The organism is Streptomyces sp. NPDC048111, from assembly GCF_043202815.1.
GTDB lineage: Bacteria > Actinomycetota > Actinomycetes > Streptomycetales > Streptomycetaceae > Streptomyces.
The window spans coordinates 325,947-347,575 of record NZ_JBIDBD010000004.1 but is presented as its reverse complement, the minus strand read 5'-3'; the positions used below and the strand labels follow the sequence as shown (position 1 = coordinate 347,575).

Below are 21,629 nucleotides of genomic sequence, written 5' to 3'. Positions count from 1 at the left end.
CGGCGGTGGCGATGACCTGTCCATGAAGCATCTGGGCATCGGCATCGGCTGGCGGCCTGAGATCGCCGGGGCGGTGGAGGAGCTCGACGGCGTCGACTGGGTCGAGGCGGTCGCGGAGAACATCTGCCCCGGGCACCTGCCCGAGGGCCTGGTCCGGCTGCGCGAGCGCGGGATCGCCGTGGTCCCCCACGGCGTCTCGCTCGGCCTGGGCGGCGCCGACCGGCCGGACGCGGGCCGCCTCGCCGACCTCGCGGCCCGCGCCGAGGCGCTCGGCTCGCCGCTGGTGAGCGAACACATCGCCTTCGTACGTGCGGGCGGGCCGCTGACCGCCTCGCCACGCATGGAGGCCGGCCATCTGCTGCCGGTGCCGCGCACCCGGGACGCACTGCGCGTGCTGTGCGAGAACGTCCGCGTCGCGCAGGACGCGCTGCCGGTGCCGCTCGTCCTGGAGAACATCGCGGCGCTGATCGCCTGGCCCGAGGACGAGCTGACGGAGGGCGAGTTCCTCGCGGAACTCGTCGAGCGCACCGGGGTGGGGCTGCTGATCGACGTCGCCAACCTGCACACGAACCGGGTCAACCGGGGTGAGGACCCCGCGAAGGTGCTGGACGCCCTTCCCCTGGAGGCGATCGCGTACGTCCATGTCGCCGGCGGCGTCGAGCGGGACGGCGTGTGGCACGACACGCACGCCCATCCCGTGCCCCGCCCGGTCCTCGACGTCCTGGCCGACCTCGCGGCCCGGGTGGCTCCGCCCGGAGTGCTCCTGGAACGCGACGAGGCGTTCCCGCCGGCGGCGCACCTTTCGGCCGAACTCGACCTGATCCGGGCGACGTTGGCACCGGCGCGCCCCGGCCCACCGCGCAGCACCACAACCTCGGCCGGGCCCGGACGGGGCGCCGCGGCGCCGGGCGGCGCGGGACGCGGAGCCGGGCGGGAAGACGGCGCGGAGCAGGGCGGCACCGGGCCCGGCGACCCCGCGCGGTCCGCCCGCGCCCGCGAATGCCTCGCGCTCACGCAGACCGCACTGCTCTCGGCGCTCACCGCCGGCACCCCCGTGCCCGCCGGGTTCGACGGACGGCGGCTCCGCGTCCAGGCCCGGGCCCTCGCGGCCAAGCGGGCCGACGTGGTGGCCAAGGTGGCGCCGGAACTGCCGGCGCTGGCCGGTGACGGGTTCCGGGAGGCGTTCCTGGCGTACGCCCGGTCGCGTCCGATGCGGGGCGGCTACCGTCAGGACGCCCTCGACTTCGCCCGCCATCTGCTCGACTCCGGGCGCCCCGACGACGCCAGGGCCCGGCGCGCCCTCGCCCGCTGGTGGAAGGACCGGGCCGGGCCACGCCCCCCGGGCCGGACCACGCGCCTGCTGCGCACCCTGGTCCGGACGGGCGGGATCACCCCCGGCGCGGCGGCGGGGCCCGCCAACGAAGCGGGTACGCAGGGCAGTTGATCCCCGTGCGACCGGCACGTGACGACTTCCGCACCCACCCGTCACCCAATTCACGAAACCCCCTCCCGGACCGGCGGTATCCGCACTACCGTGCGCACCGCACCAGGAGGCATCCATGCGTCGCTCGCTGTCCGGCACCGGGCTCGTCGTCACCGCGCTGACGGCGACCCTGCTCGCACTGCTCTTCCCCGTCTGGTCCTACGCCGACCGCTCCGGCACTCCGCTCGCCGACCTCAACGCCGGTACGGTGCCCACGCGTTGGGGCCCGCTGTCCGCGGCCGACCGGGACTTCGTGGTGCGGGTGCGGCTCGCCGGCCTGTGGGAGGGCCCGGCCGGGCGGCAGGCCATGGAGCGCGACCCCGGCGCCGCGGTCAAGGAGGCGGGCCGGCACCTCGTCGACGGGCACGCGTTCCTGGACGCCCGGGTCCGCGAGGTCGCGGCCCGGCTCGGCATGGAACTGCCCGACCGGCCGAACGCCCAACAGCAGGGCTGGCTGCGCCAGTTGAGCGCGGACACCGGCGCCGCCTACGAACGGGACTTCGCCAATCTGCTGCGCGCGGCCCACGGCACGGTGTTCAAGCTCATCGCGCAGATCCGGGCCACCACCCGCAACACACTCGTCCGCGACCTCGCCGACGACGCCAACACCACCGTCCTGGACCACATCACGATGCTGGAGGCCACCGGACTCGTCGACTTCGACGCGCTCGCACGGGACGGGGCCACGGCGGCGACCACGAGCCCCACCGGCCCGCCGCCGCCCACCCCGGGGGCGACGCCCCGGGCCCCGGCGCCGCTCACACCCGCCCCCGGCGAGGGCGACGGGCCAACCACCGAGCCCTCGTTCTCCTTGCCGCCGGCCGCCTCGCGCCCCAAGGACCAGGCCTCGGCCGCACCCGACGCCCACACTCCGTAACGAAACCACAACGCGTCGTCCACATCGTGGACGAACTGTGGCGGTGAGGCGTCGACTTCGCATACAACTCGGCCATGTTCTGGGTCCTCTTCCTTCTGCCGGCGATCGTCGCGGCCGGGTTGTCCTGCGGCCGGCTCTGCCTGGCGGCCGTCGCCGCGGCCCGGCCCCGGCCCCGCACGGACGAAGGCCGGGGGCTCTCCTGCTACGAGGCCGCCTTCCTGGCCGGCGGCCCCTACCGGGTCGCCGACCTCACCCTCGTCTCGATGCACCGGGCCCGCCGGCTCCTGCTCGCACACACCGGCTGGGCGACGGTGGTGGACCCCGAGGGCCGCGACGACCTGGAACGGTCCGTCCTGGCGGTGATCGGCCCGGGAGGCCAGGAACGGATAGCGGCCATACGCTCCGGTACGGCCGCGGCCGACGCGATGCACGCGCTCGCCGACCGGCTCGCGGGGGCGGGCCTCGCGGTGCCGGACGCGGTGCGGGCCGGGGTCGGCGCCTCGGTGCGCACGGTCCGCGGCGCCACCTACCTCATCGCGTCGCTCGCCACCGCCGCGCTGCTCATGCCGGGTGAGGGCGGTACCGGGCGGGCCGAGATCGCCGCCTGGTTCGCGCTTCCCCTCGTCCTCACGCTCGGCTGCCTCGCCATCGCCCGCGTGGAGATCCATCCGTACACCCGGTGGGCCTCGCCGGACGGGCAGGAACTGCTCGGCGGGCTCGACACGACGGGCGATCCGCTCACCGCGCTCGCCGTGCGCGGACTGCGGGCCGTGGACGACCCCCAGCTGCGCAGCGCGCTGACGAGCGGCCGCTTCGCGCATCGGAGTCAATGACCGCGCCCGGCGCGGCCCCGCTGCTTTACTTCCCCCCATCCGAAGTATCCCCTTTTGATCTGTCTGTACTTCCGTAGTACCGCAGCACGAAGGGGATGCACCGGCGATGAGAGCTGTAGCGCTGTACGGGACCCTCGGTTCCCTCGTCCTTTCCGCCCTCGTCGCCGCTCCCGCGGGCAGCGCCGACCAGCTCGGCGCCGAGGCCCGCGGCGTGGCCGCCGCCGCCCGGCGCGCGTCCGCCGCCCCGATCGCCTTCGGCACCTGCCCCGAGGCGGAAGGGCTGCCGCCGTCCGTGCAGTGCGGCACCGTGAACGTCCCGCTGGACTACGCCGATGCGACGGGTCGTCAGATCGCCCTGACCGTCAGCCGGACCAAGGCCCGCGGCAAGCCCGCCGAGCGGCAGGGCGCCCTGGTCTTCAACCCGGGCGGGCCCGGCGCCTCCAGCATGTACTTCCCGATGGTCGCCGGCCTCTCGGACTGGACGCGGATCGCCGGGGCGTACGACCTGGTCGGCTACGCGCCGCGCGGGGTGGCCCGCTCGGCGCCGCTGTCCTGCCAGGACCCGGCGGACTTCGCCAAGGCGCCCACCGCGTCGCCGGTGCACCCCTCCGAGTCGTACAAGATGGAGCGCATCGCCCAGGCCCAGGCGTACGCGCAAGGGTGCGCGCGCAACGCGGGGCAGGCGCTGCGCTTCTACACCAGCATCAACAACGCCCGCGACCTGGACGTGCTGCGGGCCGCCCTCGGCGAGAAGAAGCTGACCTTCATGGGCGCCTCGTACGGCACCTACTTCGGGGCGGTGTACGCGACGCTGTTCCCCTCCCACATCCGCCGGATGGTCTTCGACTCGGCGGTCGACCCGGACCCGGAGCAGATCTGGTACCGCAACAACCTCGACCAGTCCCGGGCGTTCGAGAGCCGCTGGGCCGACTTCCGCACCTGGGTCGCCAAGCACGACGACGTCTACCACCTGGGCACCACCGCGCAGGAGGTGCTGGAGAGCTACGAGAAGGTGCGGGCGAGGCTGACCCGGGAGCCGGCCGGCGGCACGGTGGGTCCGGCGCAGCTGCAGGCGACGCTCCTGAAGGCCGGGTACTACGACGACTACTGGTCGAGCCGGGCCACGGCCCTGTCGGAGTACCTCAAGGGCAACGAGCGGCCGCTGGTCCAACAGGCCGCCCCGCGGCCGGAGTCGGCGCGCGAGGACGAGAACGGGAACGCGGTGTACACGGCCGTCGAGTGCAACGACGCGCCCTGGCCGACCGACTTCGCCACCTGGGACCGGGACAACAGCGAACTCGCGGTGACCGCGCCGTTCGAGACGTGGGACAACGCGTGGATGAACCTGCCGTGCGCCTACTGGCCGGCCCCTCGGCAGCGGCCGGTGGACGTCGGCGCGAGGCCGGGGGCGCTGCCGCCGACGCTGATCCTGGCGGCCGAGCGGGACGCGGCGACGCCGTACCCGGGGGCGCTGGAACTCCAGCGCAGGCTGCCGGGCTCCGTCCTGATCACGGAGAAGGACGCCGGTACGCACGGCATCGCGGGCGGTGCCAACGCCTGTGTGAACGGCTATGTGGAGGACTACCTCCTGAACGGTCGGACGCCGGTGCGGCGCGCTGCGTGCGCGCCGCACCCGGAGCCGAACCCGGTGTCGCTGGACGAGCGGGCGGCCGGCAGGCCGGGGCATGTGCTGCCCGCTCTCTGATCTTCCGGGTCAGGGGCGGCCGGGCCCGCTCGCGTGGCGCGGGCCCGGTCACCTGGTCTTGCCAGGCCCCTGGTCTTGCTAGGCCAGGGAGGCCACGAGGTCGGCGACGCTCTTGCGGCGGCCGGTGTAGAACGGCACCTCTTCACGGACGTGCATCCGGGCCTCGGAGGCGCGCAGGTGGCGCATCAGGTCGACGATGCGGTGCAGTTCGTCGGCCTCGAAGGCGAGCAGCCACTCGTAGTCGCCGAGCGAGAACGAGGCCACCGTGTTGGCCCGCACGTCCGGGTAGCCCCGCGCCATCTTGCCGTGGTCGGCGAGCATGCGGCGGCGGTCCTCGTCGGGCAGCAGGTACCAGTCGTAGCTGCGCACGAAGGGGTAGACCGACACGTAGTCGCGGGCGTTCTCGTCCGCGAGGAACGCCGGGATGTGCGACTTGTTGAACTCGGCGGGCCGGTGCAGCGCCATGTTCGACCACACCGGTTCGAGCGCGCGGCCCAGCTTGGTGCGGCGGAACAGGTTGTAGGCGCTCTGGAGTTCGTCGGCGGTCTCCGCGTGCCACCAGATCATGATGTCGGCGTCCGCGCGCAGACCCGACAGGTCGTAGGTGCCGCGGACGGTGATGTCCTTGGCGGCGAGCTGGTCGAACAGCTCCTGGACCTCGTCGGCGTAACCCGACCGGTCCTCAGGGAGTACGTCGCGCAGCTTGAAGACTGACCACAGGGTGTAGCGGATGACCTCGTTGAGGTCCTTCGCCTTCTTCCCCGCGTTGGGAATCTTTTCCGGAGCAGCACTCATGTGGCTATTGTCCCGCGTCACCGAGGGTGTTCCGCGCCGGGGTCGACGTGGCGATGATCTCGTCCGCGGCGCGCCGGGCGCTCGCGATGCACGCGGGGATGCCGACACCGTCGTACGCGGCGCCGCAGATCCGCAGTCCCGGCAGCTTCGCGACCTCGGCGCGGACCCGGGCGACCTTGTCGAGATGGCCCACCGGATACTGCGGAAGGCCGCCGATCCAGCGGTTCACGGTGGTCGCGACGGGCTTGGCGGACAGGCCGACGGCCTCGCCGAGGTCACCGAGCGAGACGTCCACGAGGTCGGCGTCGTCCCAGTCCAGGTGGCGCTCCTCGCCGTAGCGGCCGATCGAGGTGCGCAGGACGAACAGGTCGCTGCCGCGCTCCTTGACCCAACTCCACTTGTGCGTCGAGAAGGTGGAGGCCTTGATGGTGCGGCCGTCCACCGGCGGCACCAGGAACCCGGAGCGCTCTTCGAGGCCCGCGAGGTCCGAGCGCCGGAAGGCGAGGGTGACCAGGACCATCGAGGCGTACTCGACCTCGGCGAGTTCGGCCGCGGCGGCCGGGGCCTCGTCGGCGAGCAGCGCGGAGGCCGACCAGGCGGGCGTGGCCAGGACCACGCCGTCGGCCTCGATCACCCCGGTGTCCGTCCGGATCCGCCAGCCGTCGGCGGCGCGGGTCAGCGCGAGGACCGGGCTCTCGGTGCGGATCTCGCCGCCCTGGTCGCGCACAGCGGCGGCGACCGCGACCGGCAGGGTGCCGATGCCGCCGTCGAGGCCCGCGAAGACCGGACCGCCCTGCGCCCGGGCCGCGGCCGCGGCCTGGACGGCCCGCACGCCGTCGAGGAGCGAGCGGTGGCCGCGGGCCGCCTCGAAGAGCTGGGGCACGGCGGCCCGCATCGAGATGCGGTACGCGTCCCCCGCGTACACCCCGCCGAGCAGCGGCTCGACCAGGCGGTCGACGACCTCGCGGCCGACCCGCCGGGCCACGTACTCGCCGACGCCGATGTCCTCGCCGACCTCGCTCGGGGCGAGTTCGCGGTCCTGGGCGACGCGGGCCAGGCCCTCGGCGGACAGGATGCCGTGCAGGGTGGCGGGCTCGGCGGGCACGCCCATCACATGGCCCGTGGGCATGGGCCGCAGGGCGCCCCGGGTCCACAGCGCGGCGCCGGCGGCCGCGGGCGCCTGGATCCGGTCGCCGAGGCCGACGGCGCGGGCGAGGTCGACGCCCTCGGGGCGGCGCGCCAGCATCGACTCGGCGCCGAGGTCGACGGGAGCGCCCTCGATCTCGCCGGCCAGCAGCTTGCCGCCGAGCACCGCGCTGCCTTCGAGCACGGTCACCCGGGCGCCCGACGCGAGCAGACGATGGGCCGCGGCGAGCCCGGAGATACCGCCTCCGACGACGACGATGTGCGGGGCGCGACCTGGGGCGTTGTCCATGGCTCCACTGTCTCAGACCCTCGCCCGCGCCCCGGAACGAGCCCCGCGCACGGCCCGCGGGCGCGATCCGTAGGGTGACCGGGGAGAAGGCGACCCTCACGAGCGGAGGCAACACCCATGGCGGCGGAGCGACTGGTGGTCATCGGCGGGGACGCGGCGGGCATGTCCGCCGCGTCCCAGGCCCGCAGGCTCAAGAAGCCCGAGGAGCTGGAGATCATCGCCTTCGAGCGCTCCGGCTTCACCTCGTACTCGGCGTGCGGCATCCCGTACTGGGTGGGCGGCGACGTGCCCCGCCACGAGGACCTGATCGCCCGTACGCCCGAGGAGCACCGCGAGCGCGGGATCGACCTGCGGATGCGCACGGAGGTCACCGAACTCGACGTGGCCGGGCGGCGGGTGCGCTCGCGGGAGCTGGTGTCGGGGGCCGAGGAGTGGACCTCGTACGACAAGCTCGTCCTCGCGACCGGGGCGCTGCCGGTGCGGCCCGCGCTGCCGGGGATCGACGCACCCGGGGTGCACGGCGTGCACACCATCGACGACGGGCGGGCGCTCCTGGACAGCATGGAGAGGGCGCCCGGGGAGCGGCGCGCGGTGGTGGTGGGCGGCGGCTACATCGGCGTCGAGATGGCCGAGGCGATGCTCGGCCGCGGCTTCGAGGTGACGCTCGTGACCCGGGGCGCCGCGCCGATGCACTCGCTCGACCCGGACATGGGCCACCGCGTCACCGAGGCGATGGAGCGCTGCGGGATCCGGGTCGTCACGGACGCGGAGGTCACCGCGGTGCGGACCCGGGAGTCGGGGCAGGTGCGCGCGGTGGCGACGGACTCCGCCGAGTACCCGGCGGACGTCGTGGTGCTCGGCCTCGGCGTCACCCCGCGCACCGCTCTCGCCCGGGCGGCCGGGCTGCCGCTCGGCTCCTCGGGCGGTCTGCGCACGGACGGCTCGATGCGGGTGCGCGGGCACGAGGACATCTGGGCGGGCGGCGACTGCGTCGAGGTGCTCGACCTGGTGTCGGGCCGGCACCGCTTCATCGCGCTGGGCACCCACGCCAACAAGCACGGCCAGGTCATCGGCGCCAATGTGGGCGGGGGTTACGGCACGTTCCCGGGGGTGGTGGGCACGGCCATCACCAAGGTCTGCGACACGGAGGTGGCGCGCACCGGCCTGTCGGAGCGCGAGGCGCGCGAGGAGGGTCTCCAGTACGTCACGGCCACCATCGAGTCGACCAATGTCGCCGGCTACTACCCGGGCGCGACCCTGATGACGGTGAAGATGCTGGCCGAGCGGCGCTCGGGGCGGCTGCTCGGGGTGCAGATCGTGGGCGGCGCGGGCTCGGCCAAGCGGATCGACATCGCGGCGGTCGCGCTGACCGCCCGGATGACGGTGGATCAGATGACCGCGCTCGACCTGGCCTACGCGCCGCCGTTCTCGTCGGTGTGGGACCCGGTCCTGGTGGCGGCGCGCAAGGCGGTCTCGAAGCTGCGCGCCGCCGGCTAGCCGCTACTTGGCGGTCTGCTCGTGGACGTACGCGACGAGGCGGGTCAGCGCGTCCGGGTCCATCGAGGGCAGCACGCCGTGGCCGAGGTTGAAGACGTGGCCCTCCAGGCCCGCCGCCGCGTCCAGGACCTCGCGGGTCTTGGCCTCGACGGCCTCGGTCGGGGCGAACAGGACGGCCGGGTCGAGGTTGCCCTGGAGGGCCTTGCCGGGGCCGACCCGGCGGGCCGCCTCGTCGAGCGGGACCCGCCAGTCCACGCCGACGACGTCCGCGCCGGCCTCGCCCATCAGGCCGAGCAGTTCGCCGGTGCCCACGCCGAAGTGGATGCGGGGCACGCCGTATCCGGCGACCGCTTCGAAGACCTTGGCCGAGGCGGGCAGGATCGAGCGCCGGTAGTCGGCGGGGGCGAGCGCGCCGACCCAGGAGTCGAAGAGCTGCACCGCGGAGGCGCCGGCCTCGATCTGGACCTTGAGGAAGGCGCCGGTGATGTCGGCCAGCCGGTCGAGCAGGTCGGCCCAGAGCTCCGGGTCGCCGTACATCATGGCCTTGGTGTGCTCGTGGTTGCGCGAGGGGCCGCCCTCCACGAGGTAGCTGGCCAGCGTGAACGGGGCGCCGGCGAAGCCGATGAGCGGCGTGGAGCCGAGCTCGGCGGTCAGCATCCCGATGGCCTCGGTGACGTAGTGGACGTCCTCGGGGGTCAGGTCGCGCAGCCGGGCCAGATCGGCGCGGGTGCGGATCGGGTCGGCGACGACGGGGCCGACGCCCGGCTTGATGTCGAGGTCGATGCCGATGGCCTTGAGCGGGACCACGATGTCGCTGAAGTAGATGGCCGCGTCGACCTTGTGGCGGCGAACCGGCTGGAGCGTGATCTCGGTGACGAGCTCGGGCCGCATGCACGACTCCAGCATCGGGATGCCCTCGCGCACCTTCAGGTACTCCGGCAGCGAACGGCCCGCCTGGCGCATGAACCAGACCGGCGTGTGCGGAACGGCTTCCCGCCTGCACGCCTTGAGGAACGCGGAGTCGTGCGTCTTGCTGTTCGGCTGGCCCACAGGGCGGTCGTTGGCGCTCACGCCCCAAATCTTCGCATGTGGCGGCAAGCCGCTTCCCCGGGCCGGGTGTCCCTACCGGCGCCGGGCCCCCGTTCCGCCTAGTCTTCCCCGCATGGCTGCCGCTCAGGGACGAACTTCGGATGGCGCCGACGGCAAGGACGCCGCGGACGGGACCTCCGTTCCGATCCCCTTCCGTCAGGCCGTCGACGCACTGCGCACGGCGCGACTGCGCCCCGAGATCGAGGTGGACGAGACGCGCCCGCCCCAGCGTCTCGCGCCGCACGCCTACGCCGTGGAGGCCGCCGTCGTCGAGGGCGAGGACGACCTGGCGGACGGGCGGCTCGTCCTGCTGCACGACCCCGCGGGCCACGACGCCTGGCAGGGCACCTTCCGCCTGGTCACGCTCGTACGGGCGGAATTGGAACCGGAGATGGCGGCCGATCCGCTGCTGCCCGAGGTGTGCTGGTCGTGGCTGACCGGCGCCCTGGACGCGCGGGGCCTGGCGTACGGGGAGGCCAGCGGCACGGTCACCCGGGCCGGTTCGCACTACTTCGGCGGGCTCTCGGAGCGGCTGCCCGCCACCCAGATCGAGATCCGGGCGTCCTGGACGCCGCGCGAGGGACGCGGTGGGGTGCCGGACACCGCGGGCCACCTCGCGGCCTGGTGCGATCTGCTGTGCCAGATCGCGGGCCTGCCCCCCGCCACGGGCGCCGACGCGGGCAGCGCCGTGGTCACCCTGCCGCAGCGCCGCGACCCCCGCTGACCCCTCTTCCCTGCGCCCCGCGCCCCGCCCCATGGCGGGGCGCGGGGCGTTGTGGCGCGCTCCCGGGTGGGGCCGCGCGCTCCCGCCCCCGACCGACGATCGAGCACATGTCTGAATTGCACTAAATGTTTCTCACCAAATCGTGATCATTCTCTAAAGGCGGAGGGGATTGGTGCCGAAGAGGTTTGTGACCCTAACTGCACGGTTCGCCCCGGCTTCATCCCCGAGCCGGCCCCGTCCCGCACCTTTCCAGGAGGCCTGGTGTCCGTTCTTCTTGAGCAGCCCGCAAGCCTGGTCGCCTACCGCCCGAACAAGCCGACGGCCATGGTCGTCGTTGCCGACCCCCGAGTCCGCTCCACCGTCACCCGGCACCTGTGGGCGCTCGGAGTGCGTGACGTCATCGAGGCGTCGTCCATCGCGGAGGCCCGTCCCCGCGTCGGCAACCCGCGCGACATCTGCGTTGCCGACGTCCACCTGCCCGACGGTTCCGGGCTGACCCTGCTGTCCGAGACCCGAGCCGCGGGCTGGCCCAACGGCCTGGCCCTGTCCGCCGCCGACGACATCGGCGCCGTGCGCAACGCCCTCGCGGGCGGTGTGAAGGGCTACGTCGTCACCGGTACGCGTACCAATGTCGGCCACCCCGGCCGTCCCGGTGTCGCCCCCATCGGCGCCGCCGCGGCCCGTATGCACCGCCGCCCCCCGGGTGCCCCGAGCCACCCGGGCGGCTACCGCGAGCTCTCCGGCCGTGAGGTCGAGGTGCTCCGGCTCGTCGCGGAGGGCCAGTCCAACAAGGCGATCGGCGTCTCGATGGGCCTGTCCGCCCTGACCGTCAAGTCCCACCTCGCCCGGATCGCACGCAAGCTCGGCACGGGTGACCGCGCCGGGATGGTGGCCGTCGCGCTGCGTACCGGAATCATCCACTGACCGGTTTACGACCCTCCCGCGCCCGTCGACGGAACGTTCCGTCGACGGGCGCGGTGCATACACAGATACCCTTGACAGGTGACCGACGCCCAAAAGACCGCAGCAGAGACAGCACTGCGAACCACCGGGGGCGCTCCCCCGGACGACGTCGACAAGGCGCCGATTCCCTTGCTGGAGCCCCGAGAGGGCATTCCGCCCGTTGTCGCCACCGACGAGGCGCTGGCCGAGGTGGTCGCCGCCTTCGCGGCCGGCACCGGCCCCGTGGCCGTGGACGCCGAGCGCGCGTCCGGCTACCGCTACGGACAGCGCGCGTATCTCGTGCAGCTGCGCCGCGAGGGCGCGGGCACCGCACTCGTCGACCCCGTCGGCTGTCCGGATCTCTCCGCCCTCGGGGACGCGCTTTCGGACACCGAGTGGATCCTGCACGCCGCGACCCAGGACCTGCCGTGCCTGCGCGAAATAGGCATGGTCCCCTCTCGCATCTTCGACACCGAGCTGGCCGGGCGGCTCGCGGGCTTCCCGCGGGTGGGCCTGGGCGCGATGGTCGAGAGCGTGCTCGGATACGCCCTGGAGAAGGGCCACTCGGCCGTCGACTGGTCGACCCGTCCGCTGCCCGAGCCCTGGCTGCGGTACGCGGCCCTGGACGTGGAGCTCCTGGTCGACCTGCGCGACGCGCTGGAGGAGGAGCTCGACCGGCAGGGCAAGCTGGAGTGGGCCCGCGAGGAGTTCGACGCCATCGCCTCCGCCCCTCCCGCGCCGCCCCGCAAGGACCCCTGGCGCCGCACCTCCGGCATGCACAAGGTGCGCAGGCGCCGGCAGATGGCGGCGGTGCGCGAGCTGTGGACCGCGCGGGACGCGGTCGCGCAGCGGCGCGACGTCTCACCGGGCAAGGTGCTCAGCGACGCCGCGATCATCGAGGCCTCGCTCGCGCTGCCCGCGCACGTCGGGGCGCTCACCGCGCTGCCCGGGTTCGGGCACCGGATGGGGCGGCGCCAGCTCGAACAGTGGCAGGCGGCCGTCGACCGCGCGAAGGCCCTGGCCGAGGCGGAGCTGCCGCAGCCCGGGCAGTCCCTGCAGGGGCCTCCGCCGCCGCGCTCCTGGGCGGACAAGGACCCGGCCGCCGCGGCCCGGCTCTCGGCCGCCCGCGCGGCCGTCTCCGAGCTCGCCGAGCGGTTGAACATGCCCCAGGAGAATCTGATCACTCCGGACACGGTGCGGCGGATCTGCTGGGAGCCGCCGGGGGACCGTTCCGAGGGGGCCGTTGCGGAGGCCCTGGGTTCGTACGGGGCGCGGGCCTGGCAGATCGCCCAGGTCACGCCCCTGCTGACGGCGGCCCTCACCGCCCCCTGACCCACCACTTTCTGGCCGATTTTCCCCCATGGGCGCGGGGGGCCATCCCATCTCGCGCAGTTCCCCGCGCCCCCTAGCGGGGTCGGTGCGGGCCAGCACCGGGCCACCTGAGCCCGCCCGAGGGACCTTCGTCCGCGGGCCGTGGTCGCTCCTCGCGCAGTTCCCCGCGCCCCTAACCGCACCGGTGCCGGCCCGCGCCGGGGCACCTGAGCCTGCCAAGGGACCTTCGTCCGCGGGCCGTGGTCGCTCCTCGCGCAGTTCCCCGCGCCCCTTAGCGGGGTCGGTGCGGGCCCCCTCGGGCCACCTCAGCCCGCCCGAGCAACCTTCGCCCGCGGGCCGCGGTCGCTCCTCGCGCAGTTCCCCGCGCCCCTTAGCGGCCTGGTGCTGGCCCGCACCGGCCGCCCTCAGCCCGTCCGGCGATTGAGGACGAGCGCCCTTAAGGCGCGAAAGGGGGGTGCAGGGGGCGCAGCCCCCGCCGGGGTCCGAGGGGCGGAGCCCCTCAGCGGGTCTGGGGCGCAGCCCCAGGGGCCGGGCCTGTCCAACCCCCTCCACGGGCGGGCGGGTGGGCAAACCCCCCGGGGTCTGGGGCGGAGCCCCGAAGAGCCGGGCCAGCCACCCCCCGTCACGGGCGGGCCGGTGGGCAAGCGCGCCCGGGGTCTGGGGCGGAGCACCAGGGGGGCTCGGGGTGTGACGTTCGCCGCTCCCGCCCCCGGGACTGGGCAGTTTGGTTACCCGTAAGTAGCATGGGTGAGGTGAGCGCGCGCTCAGCAGAAGCGCGCCCAGCGCAGCAGTGCCATCCCGCACCTGGAGGAGAGCCATCGTGCCTCGTACCGTCAGGGACGTCGTCTTCGTCGACGGCGTCCGCACCCCGTTCGGCAAGGCGGGCCCGAAGGGCATCTACCACGAGACCCGGGCCGACGACCTCGTCGTCAAGGCCATTCGTGAGCTGCTGCGCCGCAACCCGGCCCTGGACCCCGCGAAGATCGACGAGGTCGCCATCGCCGCGACCACGCAGATCGGCGACCAGGGCCTGACCCTGGGCCGTACCGCCGGCATCCTGGCGGGCCTCCCGCAGTCCGTGCCGGGCTACTCCATCGACCGCATGTGCGCGGGCGCCCTGACCGCCGTGACCTCCGTCGCCGGCTCGATCGCGTTCGGCGCGTACGACGCCGTGATCGCCGGTGGCGTCGAGCACATGGGCCGCCACCCGATGGGCGAGGGCGTCGACCCGAACCCGCGGTTCGTCAGCGAGAAGCTGGTCGACGAGTCCGCCCTCTTCATGGGCATGACCGCCGAGAACCTGCACGACCGCTACCCGCAGATCACCAAGCTCCGCGCCGACGAGTACGCCGTGCGCTCGCAGGAGAAGGCCGCCAAGGCGTACGCCGACGGCAAGATCCAGCAGGACCTGGTCCCGGTCTCGGTGCGCAACACCAACGCCGAGGTGGGCGAGACCGGTTGGGGTCTGGTCACCGCCGACGAGCCGATGCGTCCGGGCACCACCCTGGAGAGCCTGGCGAACCTGAAGACGCCGTTCCGCGTCCACGGCAACGTCACCGCGGGCAACGCGGCCGGCCTCAACGACGGCGCCACCGCGTCGATCATCGCGTCCGAGGAGTTCGCGCGGGAGAACAACCTCCCCGTGAAGATGCGCCTCGTCTCCTACGCCTTCGCCGGCGTGGAGCCGGAGGTCATGGGCTACGGCCCGATCCCGGCGACCGAGAAGGCCCTCGCCAAGGCCGGCCTGTCGATCGAGGACATCAACCTCTTCGAGATCAACGAGGCGTTCGCCGTCCAGGTCCTCGCGTTCCTGGACCACTACGGCATCGCCGACGACGACGCGCGCGTCAACCAGTACGGCGGCGCCATCGCCTACGGCCACCCGCTCGCCTCCTCGGGCGTACGCCTGATGACGCAGCTGGCCCGGCAGTTCGAGGAGCAGCCCGAGGTCCGCTACGGCCTCACCACCATGTGCGTCGGCTTCGGCATGGGCGCCACGGTCATCTGGGAGAACCCGCACCACAAGGACGCCGGAGGCAGCAAGTGAGCACCACCACCGCTGAGCTTCTCAAGGGCGCGGCCGAGCTCTTCCCCGGCGAGGTCGTGACGTCCGCGCACGTACGCCACCTCGAACTGCCTTACGGCGCCGGGCGTTTCGCGCTCATCACGCTCGACAACGGCTTCGACCACACCAAGCCGACCACCTTCGGCCCCGGCTCGCTGGCGAACCTGAACACCGCCATCGACCAGGTCGAGAAGGAGGCCGCCGAGGGCTCCATCGTGGGCGTCGGCGTCACCGGCAAGCCGTTCATCTTCGCGGTCGGCGCCGACCTCAAGGGCGTCGAGCTCCTGAAGAAGCACGACGACGCGCTGGCCATCGGCAAGGGCGGCCACGAGGTCTTCAAGCGCCTCGCGGGCCTCGCGGTCCCCACGTTCGCGTACTACAACGGCGCGGCCATGGGCGGCGGTGTCGAGGTCGGTCTGCACTGCACCTACCGCACCGTCTCCAAGGCGCTGCCCGCCTTCTCGCTGCCCGAGGTCTTCCTCGGCTTGGTCCCGGGCTGGGGCGGCTGCACGCTGCTCCCCAACCTGATCGGCGCCGACCGGGCCGTCTCGGTCATCATCGAGAACTCGCTGAACCAGAACCGTCAGCTCAAGGGCAAGCAGGTCTTCGAACTCGGCATCGCCGACGCCCTGTTCGAGGGTGCCGACTTCCTGGAGCAGTCCCTCATCTGGACGGCGAACGTCCTCAAGGGCGACGTCACCGTCGAGCGCCCCGAGATCGACCGCGGCGAGGCCTGGGACCAGGCCGTCGCCAAGGGCCGCTTCATCGCGGACTCGAAGGTGCACGGCGCGGCCCCGGCCGCCTACCGCGCCCTCGACATCATCGCGGCGTCCAAGGACGGCGACCTGCAGGCCGGCTTCGACGCCGAGGACAGCGCGCTCGCCGACCTCATCATGGGCGGCGAACTGCGGTCCGGCATCTACGCGTTCAACCTGGTCCAGAAGCGCGCCAAGCGCCCGGCCGGCGCCCCGGACAAGAACCTGGCGCGCCCGGTCACCAAGGTCGGCGTGGTCGGCGCGGGCCTCATGGCCTCGCAGCTCGCCCTGCTGTTCCTGCGCCGCCTGGAGGTGCCGGTCGTCCTGACCGACATCGACCAGGAGCGCGTCGACAAGGGCGTGGGCTACGTCCACGCCGAGATCGACAAGCTGCTCGCCAAGTCGCGGATCAACCAGGACAAGGCCAACCGCCTCAAGGGCCTGGTCTCCGGTGTCCTCGACAAGGCCGAGGGCTTCTCGGACGCCGACTTCATCATCGAGGCCGTCTTCGAGGAGATCGGCGTCAAGCAGCAGGTGTTCGCTGAGGTCGAGGCGGTCGCCCCGGCGCACGCGATCCTCGCCACCAACACCTCCTCGCTGTCGGTCACCGAGATGGCCTCGAAGCTGAAGCACCCCGAGCGGGTCGTCGGCTTCCACTTCTTCAACCCCGTCGCGATCCTGCCGCTCCTGGAGATCGTCCGCGGCGAGCAGACCGACGACGTCTCGCTGGCCACGGCCTTCGGGGTGGCGCGCAAGCTGAAGAAGACCGCGGTGCTGGTGAAGGACGCCCCGGCGTTCGTCGTCAACCGCATCCTGACCCGCTTCATGGGCGAGATCCAGAACGTCATCGACGAGGGCACCCCGGTCGCCGTCGCCGAGAAGGCCGTCGAGCCGCTCGGTCTGCCGATGTCTCCGCTGGTGCTGCTCGAACTGGTCGGCCCGGCCATCGGTCTGCACGTGTCCGAGACCCTCAACCGCGCCTTCCCGGACCGCTTCACGGTCTCGGAGAACCTGGCCGCGGTCGTGAAGGCGGGCAAGCGCGGCTTCTACGTGTACGACTCCGGGAAGCCGGAGCTGGACCCGGAGGTCGCGGCCCTCCTCAAGCAGGGCGATGTCGCCCTGACCGAGGAGCAGACCCGTGACCGCGTCCTGGACGCGGTGGCGCAGGAGATCGGTCTGATGCTGGACGAGGGCGTCGTCGCCGAGGCCCAGGACATCGACCTCTGCCTGATCACGGGCGCCGGCTGGCCCTTCCACCTGGGCGGCATCACGCCGTACCTGGACCGCGAAGGCGTCTCGGAGCGCGTGAACGGCAAGAAGTTCCTGGCGCAGGGCGTCGCGAGCGTCCCCGCCTAGGCACCACCGTCACGGCAGCGGCCCCGCACTTCGGTGCGGGGCCGCTTTCGTGCGCCAAGTGGTGTGCGCGGCAGGCGAGTTGACGGCCTGTCACGCATACGCGAAGGCCCGGGACCGCCGATGGGTCCCGGGCCTTTCGCACGCCGTGGGCCGAGGGGTTCCGCGCTGCGGCGCCCGCGCTTGGGCGCCCGCACCTCGGTCCCAGCGCTTCGCTCAGACCTGCTGCCAGGCTCCGAAGGCCAGGCCGGACGCGTCGGTGCGCTGGCGGGTGATCCGCAGGCCGCCGTCGGCGGTGAAGACGCCGAGGACGACGCGGCCGTCCGCGTCGACCGTCAACGCCGGTGCGCCCGCGCAGACTTCGCCGGTCGGCGTCCAGCTGACGCCGGCCGCCTCCTGCTCGGTCGGATACGCCGCTATCGCGGGCCGCCCGTCGCGGTCGCGCTGGGCGAGCACCGTGCAGTCCACGCCGTCGATCTCCTTGCGCAGCACCGCGACCGGTCCCGTGCCGCGGCCGCCCAGGGCCTCGGTGGGGCCGTCGCCGCGCCAGGCGTGCAGCTCACCGGAGCCGGCGTCCCGCAGGAAGAAGGTGACGCGGCCCTCCTCACCGGTCTGCACGCCGGTGACGGTGCCCGTCTCCGGGTGGCCCGGCAGCTTGTCGAGCCGCTCGAACGGGGCGTCGCCCGCGGCCCGTTGGAAGCGCATGATGCCGTTGTCGGACGGGGCGTGGATGAACATCCGGCCGCCCTCGGCCGCGACGACGGATATCGAGCGGTCGGCGCCGTTGCCGTTGAGGTCGGCCCACCCGGCCCACTTGCCCGACGGCTCCTGGCCACGGGCCGAGACGCCGCCGAAGGCGTTGCGCACCACGAGCTGGGCGTTGCCCGCCGAGTCGACGCCGACCGCGGGGTGGCCCATCTGCAGCCCGCGCTTCCAGTCCCGGCGCGGGTAGGGGGAGCCGACCACGGCCCAGTTCTTGACCGGACGTCCGGACTGGTACTGGATGGCGTGGACGAGCTCGGTCCAGGTGCCGCCGTCCTCGATGGGGGTGCGGCGCAGCGCGGCGAGGTGGACGTAGCCGTCGGCGCCCTGGGCGACCGAGAGGTGCGGCTGGAGGCCCTTGCCGGGCGCGACGAGCTCGGGTCCCGTCCACGCGCCGCCCGGTCGCGACTCCGTCCAGCGGGCGACGCCGCCGGTGGCGGGCGCGTACGCGGAGAGCCGGCCGTCCTTGCCGAGCCGGAGCCAGTCGGTGACCGTGGGACGGCCGTCCTCGGCCGTCACGACCGGGGTGGCGGCGACGGGTGCGGTGACGATGCCCCCGGCCCTGGCGGGCTCCTTGCCCGACGCCTGCCGAGACCTCAGTGCCATGGTCCACGACCACCTTTCCCCACCGGCGCCGCGCGAGCGTCCGGGTCCAGCAAACCAGCGACTTTCAGCGACCATAACACTGCTCGGTACCCCCCTTTTTCCCCCGGGATTTCCGTCCCGACGTGCGGCTTTTCGGCCGGGGCCGCAGGGTCCCCGCCCGGGGTTCCATCCGTTCGCTTACCGCCGCCCGGGTGACGTCAGCCGGCCCGCTCGTAGAGGACGGCTCCGTCCACGACGGCGGTGCGCTCGTAGCGCGCGGCGAGGAGGCGGCGCAGGGTGGGCAGCCGGTCCGGCGCGAAGGGCAGACCCCGGGAGTCGTCGACGACCAGGGCCGGGGGGTGCTCGGCGAGTTCGGCGCGGAACACCGGCCAGGCGCCGGCGATCCCGTACTTCTCCCCCACCTGCGGGCCGTCGCGGCCGCCGCTGTAGTTGGTGAGCAGACCGGCGGTCAGGTAGCGGCTGGCGGGCGCGCGCCGGGCCAGCCAGTACGTCTCCGGGTGTATGCCCCAGACCAGGACGCGGTCGGCGGGACCGGTGCGGGCCGTGACCGCGGCGACCAGGCGCTCGGTGTGGGCGAGGTCCGGGCGGGGCGCCAGCAGCCCCCACAGCAGGAACAGCGCGCAGGCGCAGGCACCGGTGCGCAGCGCGCCGGCGAGGCGCGGGGCGGGCAGGATCTGCAGGGCGCCGGTGGCGAGCAGCACCAGGGGCGGGATGAGCTGGAGGTAGTAGTGGCCGAAGAAGTGGAGGCCGAGCAGGACGGCTCCCGCCGACGCGGTCAGCCAGAGCCACAGGTCGAGGGCGCCGGTCCTGGCGATGCGCAGGACGCGTACCACGGGCGGCAGCAGGCCGGCGCAGCCCGCGGCCAGGATGAGGGTGTTGGTCAACCCCCGCGCCAGGACGTGGAGTTCGGATCCGGTGAAGGAGGCGTAGGACGAGGACCCGGTGACCGTCCAGAACAGGAAGCGGGAGGGTCCGGTGAGCAGCGCGACCACCAGGACGGGGGCCACGAGTCCAACTGCCGTGCGCAGCGCGGAGGTTCGCCGGTTCCCGGGCCAGTGCCACAGCAGCCACAGGACGGGCGCGAGCGCGGCGCCGCCGGTCTGTTTGGTCAGACAGGCGCCCGCGACCGCGAGGCCCGCCCGGCCGAACTGGCCGCGGTCGGCGCAGCGCACGGCGGCGGCCGTGAAGGGCAGCATGAACACCTCGAAGGTGGCGGCCTGCGCGTCCTCGGGGTTGAGGCCCACCGACGCCAGCAGGTACAGCACCCCCGCCGCGCGGCCCGCGCGGTCTCCCCAGCGGCGGCGGGCGGTGGAGGCGAGGGCCAGGGCGGTCAGCAGCTGGGCCGCGACGGCGGCCAGGCGCAGCGGGCCGAGCGAGCCGTCCCCGCACAGCGCGAACGCGGCCTCGTACAGCCAGGGCAGCAGCGGGGGTTTGCGGTCGACGACCGTGGTGTACAGGGTGCCGCCGCTCGCCAGCAGGCGGGCCTGGACGGCGAGATAGCCCTCGTCGGGGTTCCACAGCGGATGCCGGAACGACGGGAGGCGGGTGAGCAGCGCGAGAGCGGCGAGGACCGGAAGGAGCCGCCGCCAGTAGGACCCGGGGGCGGCAGGGGCCGGATCGTGTGGACGGCGGCGCTGGCCCGGCAGCACGCTCGTGGTCACGGATCGTAGCGAGGGCGGCGGCTCGGCGAGCATGCGGGCCACCCTATGCGGCCCCGTACGCCCCGATCACGGGGACATACGGGGTCGCGGCGGAAACCGGCGGTGATTACCGGGAGTTGCGGGCGGCGCGGATCTCGACGCGGCTGTGCCTGCGGCCGTAGACGAAGTAGATGACGACGCCGATCGCCATCCATACGCCGAACCGGAGCCAGGTCTCGGCAGGCAGGTTGATCATCAGCCAGAGCGAGGCCGCGACGGCGAGGCCGGGCACCCACGGCACCAGCGGGGTGCGGAAGGCGCGGGGCAGGTCGGGGCGGGTGTGGCGCAGGATCACGACACCGATCGCGACGACGACGAACGCGAACAGGGTCCCGATGTTCACCAGGTCGGCCAGTTCGCTGAGGCTGGTGAAGCCCGCGACGATCGCGATGATCACGCCGAGCAGGATGGTGGGCCGGTGCGGAGTGCGAAAGCGCGGATGGACGTGCGAGAAGAACGTGGGGAGCAGCCCGTCCCGGCTCATGGCGAAGAACACCCGGGTCTGGCCGAGCAGCAGGATCATGCACACCGTGGTCAGGCCCACCGCGGCGCCGAAGCTGATGACGCCGGCGAAGAAGGGGTGCCCGGTGGCCTTGAAGGCGTCGGCGAGCGGCGCGTCCACGGAGAGCTCGGTGTAGTGCTGCATGCCCGTCACCACGATGGAGACGGCCACGTACAGGAGGGTGCAGATGAGCAGCGAGCCGAGGATGCCGCGCGGCATGTCGCGCTGGGGGTTCTTGGTCTCCTCGGCGGCGGTCGCCACGATGTCGAAGCCGATGAAGGCGAAGAAGACGACCGAGGCGGCGGTGAAGATGCCCATGACGCCGAAGTTGGTCGGCGCGTAGCCGGACATCAACTGGATGAGCGGCGCCTTGAGGTCGCTGCCCGCGGTCTGGGGCTGGGCCTTGGGGATGAACGGCGAGTAGTTGTCGGAGTTGATGAAGAACGCGCCCGCGATGATCACGATGAGCACCACCGTCACCTTGATGGCGACGACGACGGAGGTGACCCGGGCCGACAGCTTCATGCCGAGGACGAGGATGCCCGTGAGCACGAGTACGAGGGCGGCGGCGAGGATGTCGAAGCCGAAGCCGTGGGCGCCGTCGCGCCCGCTGAGCGCCTCCGGCAGGTGCCAGCCCGCGTTGTCGAGGAGCGAGCGGACGTAGCCGGACCAGCCGACCGCCACCACCGCCGTGCCCAGCGCGAATTCGAGCACCAGGTCCCAGCCGATGATCCACGCGGGCAGCTCGCCCAGCGAGGCGTAGGAGAAGGTGTACGCCGATCCCGCGACCGGCACCGTCGAGGCGAACTCGGCGTAGCAGAGCGCCGCGAGGGCGCAGACGACGCCGGCGACCACGAACGCGATGGAGACGCCCGGTCCCGCGTTCTCCTTGGCGACCTTGCCCGTGAGGACGAAGATGCCGGTCCCGATGATGACGCCGACCCCGAAAACGGTGAGGTCGAGCGCCGACAGGGACTTCCTGAGCGCGTGTTCTGGCTCCTCCGTGTCCTGGATTGACTGCTCGATCGATTTGGTCCTGAACAGACCGTTACTGGCCACCCGTGCACCTCCGCTAGCTCATCGTCCTCGCCATGATCGGGAGGAGAGGAGATACGGGTACCGGGTTGAGCGCGTTTTTCACGCCAATGGGCCGGACCGATCACCCGTACAGGCA

General features: G+C 73.1%; 16 protein-coding genes. 10 read left to right on the top strand and 6 right to left on the bottom strand.

The window, feature by feature from the left end; all coding sequences use genetic code 11:
- Positions 1-22 precede the first annotated feature (22 nt).
- The 4 genes from ACGF3I_RS11510 to ACGF3I_RS11495 all read left to right on the top strand — a co-directional run bounded on the left by ACGF3I_RS11510 (position 23) and on the right by ACGF3I_RS11495 (position 4,898).
- Positions 23-1,444, top strand: a complete 1,422-nt coding sequence (locus ACGF3I_RS11510) for a DUF692 domain-containing protein (RefSeq protein WP_393130628.1) — start codon at positions 23-25, stop codon at positions 1,442-1,444.
- A gap of 115 nt (positions 1,445-1,559) precedes the next feature.
- Positions 1,560-2,360 carry a DUF4142 domain-containing protein gene (locus ACGF3I_RS11505; RefSeq protein ID WP_393130584.1) on the top strand — a complete coding sequence of 267 codons (801 nt, stop codon included), beginning with the start codon at positions 1,560-1,562 and terminating at the stop codon, positions 2,358-2,360.
- A 74-nt stretch (positions 2,361-2,434) separates the two neighbouring features.
- Positions 2,435-3,193, top strand: a complete 759-nt coding sequence (locus tag ACGF3I_RS11500) for a TIGR04222 domain-containing membrane protein (RefSeq protein WP_393130582.1) — start codon at positions 2,435-2,437, stop codon at positions 3,191-3,193.
- Between the two features lie 106 nt (positions 3,194-3,299).
- A complete protein-coding gene (locus ACGF3I_RS11495) occupies positions 3,300-4,898 on the top strand; it encodes an alpha/beta hydrolase (protein ID WP_393130580.1) in 1,599 nt (532 codons plus the stop codon).
- 78 nt (positions 4,899-4,976) lie between these two features.
- Here the strand turns inward: ACGF3I_RS11495 and hemQ are convergent, their stop codons facing one another.
- Positions 4,977-5,693 carry a hydrogen peroxide-dependent heme synthase gene (gene hemQ / locus ACGF3I_RS11490; protein ID WP_393130579.1) on the bottom strand — a complete coding sequence of 239 codons (717 nt, stop codon included), beginning with the start codon at positions 5,691-5,693 and terminating at the stop codon, positions 4,977-4,979.
- Positions 5,694-5,697: 4 nt separating this feature from the next.
- Positions 5,698-7,128 (bottom strand): protoporphyrinogen oxidase, encoded by a 1,431-nt coding sequence (hemG, locus tag ACGF3I_RS11485; protein WP_393130577.1) that lies wholly within the window; start codon positions 7,126-7,128, stop codon positions 5,698-5,700.
- Positions 7,129-7,245: 117 nt separating this feature from the next.
- On the opposite strand from hemG, the gene ACGF3I_RS11480 reads away from it, so the two are divergent.
- The gene (locus ACGF3I_RS11480) at positions 7,246-8,625 is read left to right on the top strand and encodes an FAD-dependent oxidoreductase (protein ID WP_393130575.1); all 1,380 of its coding nucleotides are present in this window, start codon (positions 7,246-7,248) and stop codon (positions 8,623-8,625) included.
- A 3-nt stretch (positions 8,626-8,628) separates the two neighbouring features.
- Here the strand turns inward: ACGF3I_RS11480 and hemE are convergent, their stop codons facing one another.
- Positions 8,629-9,696: a uroporphyrinogen decarboxylase gene (hemE, locus tag ACGF3I_RS11475; protein WP_393130573.1), complete on the bottom strand. Its 1,068-nt coding sequence runs from the start codon at positions 9,694-9,696 to the stop codon at positions 8,629-8,631.
- A gap of 91 nt (positions 9,697-9,787) precedes the next feature.
- On the opposite strand from hemE, the gene ACGF3I_RS11470 reads away from it, so the two are divergent.
- From ACGF3I_RS11470 to ACGF3I_RS11450, 5 genes are all read left to right on the top strand, one after another.
- Positions 9,788-10,438, top strand: a complete 651-nt coding sequence (locus tag ACGF3I_RS11470; protein ID WP_393130571.1) for a DUF3000 domain-containing protein — start codon at positions 9,788-9,790, stop codon at positions 10,436-10,438.
- Positions 10,439-10,699: 261 nt separating this feature from the next.
- A complete protein-coding gene (locus tag ACGF3I_RS11465; RefSeq protein WP_393130569.1) occupies positions 10,700-11,362 on the top strand; it encodes a LuxR C-terminal-related transcriptional regulator in 663 nt (220 codons plus the stop codon).
- Positions 11,363-11,440: 78 nt separating this feature from the next.
- Positions 11,441-12,712, top strand: coding sequence for an HRDC domain-containing protein (locus ACGF3I_RS11460; protein WP_393130567.1), 1,272 nt, complete (start codon positions 11,441-11,443; stop codon positions 12,710-12,712).
- Between the two features lie 820 nt (positions 12,713-13,532).
- The gene (locus ACGF3I_RS11455; RefSeq protein ID WP_344380125.1) at positions 13,533-14,759 is read left to right on the top strand and encodes an acetyl-CoA C-acyltransferase; all 1,227 of its coding nucleotides are present in this window, start codon (positions 13,533-13,535) and stop codon (positions 14,757-14,759) included.
- Complete coding sequence (locus ACGF3I_RS11450; protein WP_393130565.1) at positions 14,756-16,888, top strand: 3-hydroxyacyl-CoA dehydrogenase NAD-binding domain-containing protein; 2,133 nt, start codon at positions 14,756-14,758, stop codon at positions 16,886-16,888. Before ACGF3I_RS11455 ends, ACGF3I_RS11450 begins: the two co-directional genes overlap by 4 nt.
- 213 nt (positions 16,889-17,101) lie before the next feature.
- On the opposite strand, the gene ACGF3I_RS11445 is transcribed toward ACGF3I_RS11450, so the two are convergent.
- The 3 genes from ACGF3I_RS11445 to ACGF3I_RS11435 all read right to left on the bottom strand — a co-directional run bounded on the left by ACGF3I_RS11445 (position 17,102) and on the right by ACGF3I_RS11435 (position 21,514).
- Complete coding sequence (locus ACGF3I_RS11445; RefSeq protein WP_393130563.1) at positions 17,102-18,253, bottom strand: hypothetical protein; 1,152 nt, start codon at positions 18,251-18,253, stop codon at positions 17,102-17,104.
- 197 nt (positions 18,254-18,450) lie between these two features.
- Positions 18,451-19,947, bottom strand: a complete 1,497-nt coding sequence (locus ACGF3I_RS11440; protein WP_393130561.1) for a glycosyltransferase family 39 protein — start codon at positions 19,945-19,947, stop codon at positions 18,451-18,453.
- A 73-nt stretch (positions 19,948-20,020) separates the two neighbouring features.
- Entirely contained in the window at positions 20,021-21,514 is a 1,494-nt protein-coding gene (locus ACGF3I_RS11435) for an amino acid permease (RefSeq protein WP_393130559.1), read from the bottom strand.
- Positions 21,515-21,629: the final 115 nt, after the last annotated feature.

Excerpts from the sequence above, each read along its gene's own strand:
- ACGF3I_RS11440 (WP_393130561.1), bottom strand. The coding sequence starts at position 19,947 with ATGCTCGCCGAGCCGCCGCCCTCGCTACGATCCGTGACCACGAGCGTG.
- ACGF3I_RS11500 (WP_393130582.1), top strand. The coding sequence starts at position 2,435 with ATGTTCTGGGTCCTCTTCCTTCTGCCGGCGATCGTCGCGGCCGGGTTG.
- ACGF3I_RS11445 (WP_393130563.1), bottom strand. The coding sequence starts at position 18,253 with ATGGCACTGAGGTCTCGGCAGGCGTCGGGCAAGGAGCCCGCCAGGGCC.
- ACGF3I_RS11480 (WP_393130575.1), top strand. The coding sequence starts at position 7,246 with ATGGCGGCGGAGCGACTGGTGGTCATCGGCGGGGACGCGGCGGGCATG.
- ACGF3I_RS11510 (WP_393130628.1), top strand. The coding sequence starts at position 23 with ATGAAGCATCTGGGCATCGGCATCGGCTGGCGGCCTGAGATCGCCGGG.
- ACGF3I_RS11505 (WP_393130584.1), top strand. The coding sequence starts at position 1,560 with ATGCGTCGCTCGCTGTCCGGCACCGGGCTCGTCGTCACCGCGCTGACG.
- ACGF3I_RS11470 (WP_393130571.1), top strand. The coding sequence starts at position 9,788 with ATGGCTGCCGCTCAGGGACGAACTTCGGATGGCGCCGACGGCAAGGAC.
- hemG (WP_393130577.1), bottom strand. The coding sequence starts at position 7,128 with ATGGACAACGCCCCAGGTCGCGCCCCGCACATCGTCGTCGTCGGAGGC.
- ACGF3I_RS11495 (WP_393130580.1), top strand. The coding sequence starts at position 3,300 with ATGAGAGCTGTAGCGCTGTACGGGACCCTCGGTTCCCTCGTCCTTTCC.
- hemQ (WP_393130579.1), bottom strand. The coding sequence starts at position 5,693 with ATGAGTGCTGCTCCGGAAAAGATTCCCAACGCGGGGAAGAAGGCGAAG.